The sequence below is a fragment of the Nostoc sp. ChiSLP03a genome (assembly GCF_034531215.2).
Classification (GTDB): domain Bacteria; phylum Cyanobacteriota; class Cyanobacteriia; order Cyanobacteriales; family Nostocaceae; genus Nostoc.
The window spans coordinates 34,520-46,116 of the sequence record NZ_JAVRBQ020000015.1 but is presented as its reverse complement, the minus strand read 5'-3'; the positions used below and the strand labels follow the sequence as shown (position 1 = coordinate 46,116).

At 42.2% G+C, this 11,597-nt stretch carries 5 protein-coding genes and 1 pseudogene; all 6 read left to right on the top strand.

Annotation, left to right across the window (positions count from 1 at the left end):
- Window positions 1-121: pseudogene (locus RMY32_RS02140) on the top strand (IS630 family transposase); the annotation flags it as partial.
- Between the two features lie 280 nt (window positions 122-401).
- On the top strand, window positions 402-3,044 hold the full coding sequence (clpB, locus tag RMY32_RS02135; protein WP_322712771.1) for an ATP-dependent chaperone ClpB: 2,643 nt from the start codon (window positions 402-404) through the stop codon (window positions 3,042-3,044).
- A gap of 903 nt (window positions 3,045-3,947) precedes the next feature.
- Window positions 3,948-8,912, top strand: coding sequence for a hormogonium polysaccharide biosynthesis protein HpsA (gene hpsA, locus RMY32_RS02130; RefSeq protein ID WP_322712770.1), 4,965 nt, complete (start codon window positions 3,948-3,950; stop codon window positions 8,910-8,912).
- Between the two features lie 204 nt (window positions 8,913-9,116).
- Complete coding sequence (gene hpsB, locus RMY32_RS02125; protein WP_322712768.1) at window positions 9,117-9,764, top strand: hormogonium polysaccharide secretion pseudopilin HpsB; 648 nt, start codon at window positions 9,117-9,119, stop codon at window positions 9,762-9,764.
- A 66-nt stretch (window positions 9,765-9,830) separates the two neighbouring features.
- Window positions 9,831-10,835: a hormogonium polysaccharide secretion pseudopilin HpsC gene (gene hpsC / locus RMY32_RS02120; RefSeq protein WP_322712766.1), complete on the top strand. Its 1,005-nt coding sequence runs from the start codon at window positions 9,831-9,833 to the stop codon at window positions 10,833-10,835.
- Between the two features lie 38 nt (window positions 10,836-10,873).
- Window positions 10,874-11,578 (top strand): prepilin-type N-terminal cleavage/methylation domain-containing protein, encoded by a 705-nt coding sequence (locus RMY32_RS02115; RefSeq protein ID WP_322712764.1) that lies wholly within the window; start codon window positions 10,874-10,876, stop codon window positions 11,576-11,578.
- The last annotated feature ends 19 nt before the right edge of the window (window positions 11,579-11,597 follow it).

Sequence of the window (11,597 nt, the reverse complement as noted above, 5' to 3'; positions counted from 1 at the left end):
CCCCGAGCTTAACAAAATTGAGCGATGTTGGTCATGGTTAAAAAGCCGAATTCGTAAGCAAATAATTCAATTTGGCTGTCTGAGAGATGCGATGGAAGCTGTGCTTCACACAGCGGCTTAACCGCATTGGCGGTTGCTATAACCCTCGCTCCAACAATACCATTGGGGAAAGTCTGCTCATAACAGTGTTTTCGTTTTAAATTAGGAAATAGAGAATGGATTAAATTATCATCAATTGTCAATCCAAAATTGCCACCGGAGATACACGCGGATATACGCCCAGAATGTTTGGATAATTATCTGGGTATTAAGGAGTAGGATTATAACCACTCCCAACTCCCTACTCCCTTTAATAATCCCCCAATCCTTAAACTAAAAATTCAAATTCTAAAATTCTAAAGATGCAACCTACAGATCCCAATAAATTTACTGATAAAGCCTGGGAAGCAATTGTTAAATCTCAGGATATAGTCCGTGCTTATCAACAACAGCAACTAGATGTTGAACATTTAATTATTGCCCTGTTAGAAGAACCCACTAGTCTAGCAATACGTATCCTAGCTCGATCTGAGGTCGATCCAATCCGCTTGCAGCAGCAGCTAGAAGCCTTTACCCAACGTCAGCCGAAAGTTGGTAAAAGCGATCAGCTTTATCTTAGCCGCAGTTTAGATGTTTTACTAGACCGAGCCGAGGAAGCTAGAGCTAGGATGAAAGATTCCTACATTTCTGTGGAACACATACTTTTGGCCTTTGCTGAAGACGATCGCATTGGACGAAAGATGCTCAAAGGCTTTAATGCGGATGCACCTAAACTTGAAGCTACAATCAAAACTATTCGCGGTAGCCAAAAGGTGACAGATCAAACCCCAGAATCCCGCTATGAAGCCTTACAAAAATTTGGCAGAGATTTGACAGAACAGGCAAAAGCGGGAAAACTCGACCCAGTAATTGGGCGGGATGACGAAATTCGACGGGTAATTCAAGTATTGTCTCGTCGTAGCAAAAACAACCCTGTATTAATTGGCGAACCTGGGGTAGGTAAAACTGCGATCGCCGAAGCATTAGCACAACGGATGGTAAACGGTGATGTTCCTGAATCTTTGAAAAACCGCCAACTCATCTCTTTAGACATCGGTAGTTTAATTGCTGGGGCAAAATTGCGAGGAGAATTTGAAGAACGCCTAAAAGCTGTCCTCAAGGAAGTTACGGAATCTAACGGTCAAATTGTCTTGTTTATTGACGAACTACATACCGTAGTCGGTACAGGTTCCAGCCAACAAGGGGCAATGGATGCGGGAAATCTGCTCAAACCAATGCTGGCGCGAGGAGAATTGCGTTGTATTGGCGCAACTACCCTCGATGAGTTCCGCAAACACATAGAGAAAGATGCTGCCTTAGAACGCCGCTTTCAGCAAGTTTTTGTCGATCAGCCAAGTGTGGAAAACACTATTTCGATTCTGCGGGGGTTGAAAGAACGCTATGAAGTGCATCACAACGTCAAAATTTCTGATTCGGCTTTGGTAGCAGCAGCAACCCTGTCAGCGCGTTATATTAGCGATCGCTTCTTACCAGATAAAGCTATTGATTTGGTGGATGAAGCAGCAGCACAGTTGAAAATGGAGATTACCTCCAAACCAGCCGAATTGGAAACCATCGATCGCCGCCTCATGCAATTAGAAATGGAAAAGCTATCATTAGCTGGTGAAGAAAAGGGTACTCTCCAAACAAAAGAACGTTTGCAGCGAATTGAGCAAGAAATCGCCAATTTGACGGAAAAACAGCAAACATTTAATGATCAATGGCAAGGTGAAAAGCAGATATTGGAGGCGATAAGCGCCTTAAAGAAAGAAGAAGATGCGCTGCGAGTGCAAATTGAACAGGCGGAACGCGCCTACGATCTAAATAAAGCTGCCCAACTAAAGTATGGCAAATTGGAGGGAGTGCAGCACGAACGTGAAGCTAAAGAAGCGAGCCTTTTAGAAATTCAAAACCAAGGTTCCACGTTGCTGCGAGAACAAGTCACCGAAGCCGACATTGCCGAAATCGTCGCCAAGTGGACAGGAATCCCCGTCAATCGCTTGTTGGAATCGGAACGACAAAAATTACTGCAATTAGAAAGTCATTTGCATCAACGAGTCATTGGGCAAGAAGAGGCTGTAGAAGCAGTAGCAGCCGCAATTCGCCGCGCCCGTGCGGGGATGAAAGATCCCTCTCGTCCCATTGGTTCATTTTTGTTCATGGGCCCCACAGGTGTGGGTAAAACCGAACTCGCCCGTGCTTTAGCTCAGTTTCTCTTTGATTCTGATGATGCATTGGTGCGCTTGGATATGTCTGAGTATATGGAAAAACACTCAGTTTCTCGCTTAGTGGGTGCGCCTCCAGGATACATAGGATATGAAGAAGGCGGTCAACTTTCCGAGGCGATTCGCCGCCGTCCTTATTCAGTGGTGCTGTTGGATGAAGTGGAAAAGGCGCACCCCGATGTGTTCAACATTTTATTGCAGGTGTTGGATGATGGGAGAGTTACTGACTCTCAAGGAAGGACGGTAGATTTTCGTAATACCGTCATTGTGATGACCAGTAACATTGGTAGTGAACATATTTTGGATATATCTGGTGATGATTCTAAGTATGAAACAATGCAAAAGCGGGTAATGGATGCTTTGCGATCGCATTTCCGCCCAGAATTTCTCACCCGCCTTGATGATATTATTCTCTTCCATGCCCTCAGTCGCACTGAAATGCGGCAGATCATCCGTATTCAACTCAAACGTGTAGAAAATCTCCTGCGCGAGCAAAAAATCTTCTTTGAGATATCCCAAGCAGCCTGCGATCACCTTGTCGAATCAGGCTATGACCCAGTTTACGGTGCCCGCCCACTCAAACGGGCAATTCAGCGAGAAGTAGAAAACCCTCTCGCCACCAAGTTATTGGAGAATACTTTTATCTCTGGAGACACGATTATCATTGACAAAAATGAAAATGGTCTGTCTTTTAGCAAAAAAGTGCTAGTGAAGGTGTCAGTACCACAAATTGCTACATAGCACTTAGCGTCTCCCCTTCACTCAACGGGACGTAGCCAAAGGGCTGTAGAGAGAAGACCAAACTGGCTTGGATAAACGGCGTTGCAGAGAAAGCGGGATGATTTTGCTAGTTTTGTGGGATGGGCCGAAAAGCCCGTCCCTTGTGTTTCAGAGCACTCGTGTCACCCACCCTACAATAATCATCCCTTGATTGAGTAACGCCGGATACACAAACAAAATCTAAGAATAATTGAGGGTTTGAAACCCACGGATGTGAGTAAACCTCGTATAGTTGCGGTTTCTAACCATCCTTTTAACATTAATGTAACTGCGTGTTGCATCTATGATACTTAGTAGCTTCTGCCACAGGGTACTAATTTTGCGTACCTTGTGGCAGAAGCTTGCTTGTCTTTAAAGGTGGTAGTGGGATTTACGCCAAGGTCTACTAATGAGTAATTAGTAATTAATTAAAGCAATGCGAACAACAAGATTCCCGACTTTTTAATTAAAGAAGTCGGGAATCTAAGCTGCACATCCGATTATTTTGCCCCTAATTGATATCTTTCCTTTAACAGATGGGTATTATAAGCCTACTCTGCTAACAACATCTTCATAAATTTGTCTTCAAATAAAACACATTTACGCAAATCTACTGTGAACTAATGCTCTTATTATTGATCGGACTTGAACTAAATAATTCTGAAAAAATCAGTGTTTACCGGATCAAATGAACAATTCATAAATGATATAACTTTAATAAATTATCTTTTTTATAGCTACTTTAGTTTGGAAGTTAGTAAAGCTAAATGTACTCATTAGATAAATATCGTCTCACCTCATGCCTGTAAAAATACTTGATAGGCATGAAGAAAAAATTTGGCAAAATAGAAAATTCCTTATAATCCACTCGATCGGGAAGCAGATATGTCTAGAAAACGTCGGCTATTCAAGGTAATTCAAAAAACCTTCAGACAAATTAGCAAGCAACTTTTATCTGCAATTAATAAGCAACTCATTTGGCTTTTGCGAACTATTTCTGGTACTAAAAGAAGACACAGTTCGGTTAATTCTGGCTTTGTGTTGCCAACAGTAGCGATGGTAGTTTTGGTAGTCGTGCTGTTAACAACTGCAATTTTATTTCGGTCTTTTGAGCGTTCTAAAAACGCTAGTAATGTCCGCGTAAATGAAGCGACAATGCAAGCCGCCACCCCTGCTTTAGACAGGGCTAAAGCCAAAATAAGTGCACTGTTCGCTGACCCAACTCTACCACGCTCTGTCCCATCAAATCTAACCCTATACAATACCTTAGTTAATAAACTTTCTATCTATACATTTGGTGATGAAACTCCTATAACCCTGGCTTATAACCTTAATAAAAGTACTTCAACTCCGATGATTGAAGCAGCTAGTAGTATGGCTTTAGAAAATCAAGAGAAAATACAAACAGCCTGGAAATTTCCTGCTGATACAGATAATAACGGTAAATTTGATAGCTTTATTCTCTATGGTATCTACTTCCGTACTCCCCCCCAAACTGGTACACTCCGAAATAGAAGCCCATTAGATGCTAGAACCCCTCCAATGCTACCAGCTAAGGCAGGTGGAGCTTGTGATGTAGCTGGTGATACTAGTGCCAGCTTAGTAGGTAGTTCGGGTTGGTATAAGCTACCAACTGGTGAATTGAAAAAAAGCTTTTTCGTATATGCAGTAACAGTTCCCATTAGTGATATTGCTCAAGCTACTTCTCTTGATACAACCAAATATGAGAAGTATCGAGGTAATAAGGGCTTCTCGGCATTAGAAATGCAACAAGATCGTAGTCAAGTTTCTATTACTAATAATGCTGTTGTGTATGAAGATGACTTAGATATTACACCAGGGCCGAGATTCCGTCTCAATGGACGCATCTTTACCAACAGTAATTTATTTACTGCTGTAACCAGTCAAAATATAACTCTATTTCAGGTCAGTAGTAGATATTCATGTTACTACGAACGAGAAAATAGCAAGATAGTTGTTGGCGGTAATGTTGCAACTGGTAGTCCAATCAGTACAAGTGATACAGGTGGAACAAACGTAGATTTATTTGTAGAAAATGGTGCGCCTACTACAAATAAAACTTTAACAGCTACTAATAAAACCACCTCAAATAACTCGAATGACATTGCCTATAACACTCAGGCTTATGCTCAACGCATAGACTTATTAGTGAAAGCACAACTTAACAATGCTGCTACTACTGATCCTCAAGAAATCAGAACTAATATAACCAACCGGACTCTAAACGATCCAAGCTTAGATTCCACTAAAGTACGTAAGGAAGAATTAGAAAACTGGTTCCGCAAACGTACTAGGCGTGTACCATTTAGAGAAGTTCCTTATGGTACTTCTGCTATTATAAAAACTGGCACTACTGAGTACGACTATATAACAGATGCAACAACCTTTATGCAAGGTTCTGTTAATACGCTACGTCCAATGGATGCCTGGATTTATCCAACAGATACTAATACAACACTAACACTAAATACAGCGCAACTACCTACTAGAGATCCAGACGTTGTAGATAATACTCCTGTAATAGAAACAGAGTTAGGCGATCGCATCGTACTAGGCAACAATCTGCCTGAACTTATCTGGGACAGCACAAAAGGAGACTTTGTAGGAGACAACGATCCCCAACCCATCACTCCTGCTGTGAGGTGGACAAGTAGCACTACCAAAGATCGAACACGTACCACTCGCGTCAGACAGTTATCAGATTTAGGGGTAACAGGACGTGATGGTTTTTGGGAAATTTCAGCCGCTTCACCGCGATCTAATCCCCTTGATGTGGTCGGTGGACTGAGGGTGATTACAGGCGCAGGAGTATATACACCTACAGGTTCTGGACTAAGAACACTCGTCCAACCTACTCTTCCAACACGAGGAGGAAAGCCCGATCTGGTTGACGACCCAAGCACGTCGGGAGTCAACGAAAGTTATGGCACTGTAGTCTGGCCAGATACTATGCCTATGGTTGTATCCGATCCTACCGATCCTCTGAATGCAAGTAAACAAAAACGTGGTGATTTAGTAATGCGTGCCACGGTGGTGTATCACTACAATTTTAATTCTTATAGTCCTCAGGCGAGTACACCAGACGATTATCAAACACCCATGGCCTGTGTAAGTAGCTACTACAACCCTACCAATCAGACAACAGCAACTACAAACACCTATAATCCCCTTAATTCGACAACAGCAGCAGCATCTAACAATGGGATTGTTTATGCTGCTCCCGCTACTGCATCTGATGGTATAACTAGAGGACAAGCGGTAGATGCCTATGGTTTTTTAACACCTGGGGCTAATGCTGATGATGTTACTAACACTGGTGTAGCTTTGCTAGATCGCTTGAAATATCAAGCTAACTTGGTATTTCCCAATGGCCGCCTTGTGAATCCTCTACTACGGCAAGCACTGGCAAAAGCAACAACCAGTAAACTCACTCTCTCTGAGCAATCAGCAATTGACTCTACTATCTGTGCAATACAGATTGCTGATGGCACTCTGTCTCGGAGTACTACCTACATTCCTGATGGCGCAATCAAAGAAACTGCATTTCTTGATGCCCGACAAATTAAAGCTATAGATAAAGGTGGTACATTAACTGGAAACTACAATTTAGAAGTTGAACAGCGTCAGCCTCTAGAAATTCGTGCTACTAGTATAAATTTAGGTCAGCTTCGCACACAAGCAATCGGCGCTGCATCGGATAACGAATATCTATTGCCCAATAGCGGCATTATCTATGCCTCTCGTGATGATGCTCAAAAAGATCGCAGTAACCCAACTAGTGAAAATATCAGCGCTAGTGACTACAATCTCGATCCAGAACGGCGACCTAACGCCATTATGTTGATTAATGGCACTAACTTGAGTCGCCAGACTAATTACAGAGCAGAAGAAAAAGGCTTAATTTTAGCAACTGAGCTACCAGTGTATGTTAAAGGCGATTTTAATCTGCACACTAAACAAGAATTCAAAACCCCGGATCTTTTACCTGCTCCCAGCGCTGCTACCTACGATACTAAATTTTACACTCGTGCTGCGGCAAATCGCGATCCTGACTTTGCTTGTCGGCCTAGTGACCCTAGACTACCAAATTGCACAACAGGCGAAACTTGGCGACCAGCATCAGTAATTGCCGATGCTGTTACCTTGCTCTCTGGTAACTTCCGTGAAGGTTTCCGCAATGAGGGTGATTACGACTTGCGAAATAACCAAGGAAGCGATCCTAACGTCGTACTCAGTCGACTGAAGGTAGGTTTCTGGAATAACAACTTTGTCACTTCATCTAATTTCTTGACTAACTCTGGTGGTGATACCTACTATACAGGTACTCCCACTTCTACCGACTCGGTAAACAATAACAGTTCTTACGTGAACAACTTCGTCACGCCCATTCAGCGTCGAGGAAGTTTCCCAGAGTATGTAATGGAGATGTGCTTCAAGATACCAGTTTCAGAGTGTCAACCGGGTGACTGGTATGTAGGTTTAGATAGTGATACTGATACAGGTAATGCTTTAGACCTAAACACAGAAATCCTAAAAAGGTCTAGTGAAGTAGTTGGTGTAACCGATCTTACCAGACTCTTAGCTGGTACAACTGCGCGATCGCCAAGGGCTGATTTTGCTCAATTTGCTCGTAGGGTTGCGTTCAAACGGAAATACACACCAACGGGTGATGTTGATTTTGGTAAGCTTGTTAATACTAGTAACAACGCCATAAATTATACTAGTGCTAATCCCATTCCACTAGGTATTAAATTAGGTGTAGTAAGAGAATTGCCGCTAAATTTCATAGGTGGTGTGTTAGACCCGCTTAGCATACCTGACATAGCAACAAATGCTCTATGGTTTGCAACCACAACAAATACTACTTCTCCTAATAGCCCACCACCCTCCACAATGAGCGAGATCAAATACAACACCGCTAATCGTGTATTCTACAGATACCCCAAACTACCGGCTTCTGGTTCGCTTAGGGATTTTCCTGGAGCCACAGACGCATCACTATTCAACCCTGCTTCACCCGCCAGAGATGCGACATACCAGCCGCTATTTGAACCTATATTGCAATTACAACTAACAACCGCAACAGCAACAGCATCTGAGACTAGAAATTACGCCGCTTTAGCAGGAGCATCTAGTGTCGTTAAAAACACTAGATGGTTGTCTCAGGCAAGCCAAACAAATTTTAATCTAGTAGTTGCTGCTGGTGATACTCCGGCTCGTGTGGGTGCAAGTACCTACGAAATAAATGGGGGTTTGCATAACTTTGTGCGCTTCTTAGAAAACTGGGATGGGGTTGATGCCAATATCAACGGTTCGTTCATCCAATTTAAACGCAGTATCTATGCTACTGCACCATTCCAAGCTCTTGTCAGGCCAGGGCCAACAACTCCTCCTGCAACCACTTCTGACCCTAATGATACTAGTGCTGCTAACCTTTTGAATAATAACAGTATCTTTTACAGACTTCTGAATTCTGCAAGACCTGGTTACACATCAGATAGTACTTACATTACTAATCCTAGTGGTGAAGCGCCTTATTATATGCCTCCTAATCGTAACTGGGGTTTTGATGTGGCGTTATTGGCGCAAAACCCCGACTTGTTTGCCCAGCGCTTTGTAACTCCAGCAGCAGATCCTCCGAATGAATACTTCAGAGAAGTAGGCCGCGATGATCTTTGGGTGAAAACTCTGTTGTGTGGTGTACAAACTCAAACATCAGATGGATTTGAGACTGCGGACACTACTTACTTTGGCAGTGGTTTCAAATTTGCACTACCTGCAACTGAACGTCCTGCTGACTGCAAACTCCCAATAATACCCACACCCTAAAGTGTTTGAATGAGATTTTTTACATCACTTTTCGGGTGAATAGACCACGTTAACAGACCTAACCCCCTAGCCCCCTTCCCTAATAGGGAAGGGGGAAAATTCAAAGCCTCTCCCCTTGTAGGGGAGAGGTTTGGAGAGAGGTTAAGAATGTATTACACCCGATCGCAAATTACTTTAAAACATAGCCTTATTAAGAAATCGAGTATGAACCCACGCCAACTACAAGAATTATCTGCTCAATCTAACGATTCTGGTTTTACGATCATTGAGTCGCTTGTGGCAATCCTCGTAGTTGCCATTTTGCTAGTAGCGATCGCACCTGTCCTAGTAATGTCAACAGCAACTCGCGTGCAAGCTAAACGGGTGGAATTGGCAACAGGAGCGGCTAAAGCCTTCATTGATGCTATCAAGTCTAAAACAATCTCAGATCCGACAATCACCGTTACACTGGCTGCTAGCACAACTAGAAATGTATCCAGTTCAAGCAGTGACTATTTATTGAGTAGTACCTCAGCTCCTACTGCTCGCACTGGTTTGTATTGCTTTAACAAAAATGGCAGCCTTGCTAATCCCGACTGTACTAGCGATTTATTTTACATTCAAGCTATTCGCGTTGCTGTCACAGGTAGCGACGCTGATAAAGGTCAAGGCTATCGTTTGGGAGTTCGGGTATATCGTTCAGATGCGGAATTTGGTTCTTTAACTGCGGGTAGCAGTGGAAAAACAGCAGCAACATTCACAGGGGGACTAGGCGATCGCAAAGCACCACTAGTAGAAATGACAACTGAAATTGTCAGGGGTCAAAGTTCGTATAGCGCTTTGTGCGATCGCCTTGGTGGTTGTCAACCATAATTAACCCATTAAACAATAAATAATTTCATAACTCAGTATCGGTCATTAAGGAGAACCTGTAGCAAAATGAATATATTGAGGTGGCTGTTAAGTACTCAGCTAAAACCCTCTCACAAGCAAAATAAAAATAGTGGTTTTACCCTGATTGAATTATTGGTGGCTATGCTCATTGCATTTTTAGTAATTACGCCGTTACTAAGTTTTATGATCAGTATTTTAAACACTGATGGTCAGGAACAAGCCAAAGCGAACTCTGAGCAAGAAATTAAAGCTGCACTAGATTATATTACTCGCGATCTCCAACAAGCGATATATATATATGATGCTACTGGAATTGCTTGTCTTAGCGGTACTGTTGATGCTAGTACCGCTAATACTTGCCCAAATGCAAGTACAACTGGGAATCAACTACCTAGTGGAACAGATAAAGTTCCTGTGCTTGTTTTTTGGAAACGAGCATTAATTAATCAAGCAATTACAATTACAGGTACTCAAAAAGATGATACTTTTGTTTACTCATTAGTTGCCTACTATTTAATTAAAGACACTAATACTACTTGGTCTAACGCTGCACGCATCGCTAGATGGGAAATTAAAGATGGCGTTCCAAATACTGCTGCTACACTAGGTGCTTGCGATGGATTTCCCACCGAAAAATATCTCCCATGTCCAGATAAAGGTTTTAAACCATTTGACTTGTCACAAAAAGGCATAACATTACAAGCAAAAATGAATAGCTGGGCAGGAGGGGGGAGTTACACTCAAGATCCCTTAGTTTTAGTTGATTTTATAGATCAAACAACAATAGCACAGGGAGCGCCAGCAGCAACATGCTCTACTAACTTTAGTCAAGTTCCCGTAGCAGCAACTACTGTCAGAACAGGATTCTATGCTTGTATAAATTCAGTTAGCACAGATAATAGGAGTGCTGCGGAAGTTTATTTAAGAGGTAATGCACAAGCTCGTTTAATACAAGATGAAACTAAAGCACGTTACGCGCAGAGTAAATCTAGTTATTTTCCCAGTGCAAACATTAAGGTTCAAGGAAGTAGCTTTATCTTTACCAAATAGCTTCTATCTTTGACAAATATTACTAAAAGCAGGACAGTATGGCGAATATTCTTAGTTTAAGACTATTAAATTATTTCCAGTTGCACAGCCAAAAAACAAAGCTAAAGCGGCAGTATTTAGCAAATAGACCCTCTACTAATGGCTACAAGCAACAAGATGCTGGATTTAGTCTTATAGAGTTAATAGTAGTACTGCTGCTAGTAGGAATTTTAGCAGCGATCGCAGCTCCTGGTTGGGCTGCCTTTGTAAATCGGCAACGGATCAATAAGTTTAACGACGCCGTTTTCGCAGCACTGCAAGAAGCACAGCGCGAAGCTAAAAACAAAAAACTTAGCTACAGTGTCAGTTTTCGGAAAAATAGCACAACTCAAGAGGTTGCTATTTTTCCTACCAAAAAGAGCGATGGTAGCAATTTGCCTTTAGCTGAAATCAGCACGTGGAAACCTTTAGGAACGGATGTAGGCGTTAGCTCTGATAAATTTTTGCTAGGTACAAATCTAAATAGCACTACTGAAAACACTGCCGATTCTACTGTATCCTATTCTTTAAATGCATCAGCAAAAATTACTTTTGACTATATGGGAACTTTACCCAATGCAAGTCTTGGAACATCTGGGTTACAAATAGTGGCAGCTGTACCAAGCTCTGCAAATCCTACATCGCCTAGTAGCGTAAAGCGATGTGTCATTGTGAAAACTCTCTTAGGCTCAATGGTGACAGCAAAAGATAATAATTGCAGTTAAGTAATTTAAATACCAATAT

Coding starts and splice junctions, on each gene's coding strand:
- clpB (WP_322712771.1), top strand. CDS start 402: ATGCAACCTACAGATCCCAATAAATTTACTGATAAAGCCTGGGAAGCA.
- hpsA (WP_322712770.1), top strand. CDS start 3,948: ATGTCTAGAAAACGTCGGCTATTCAAGGTAATTCAAAAAACCTTCAGA.
- hpsB (WP_322712768.1), top strand. CDS start 9,117: ATGAACCCACGCCAACTACAAGAATTATCTGCTCAATCTAACGATTCT.
- hpsC (WP_322712766.1), top strand. CDS start 9,831: ATGAATATATTGAGGTGGCTGTTAAGTACTCAGCTAAAACCCTCTCAC.
- RMY32_RS02115 (WP_322712764.1), top strand. CDS start 10,874: ATGGCGAATATTCTTAGTTTAAGACTATTAAATTATTTCCAGTTGCAC.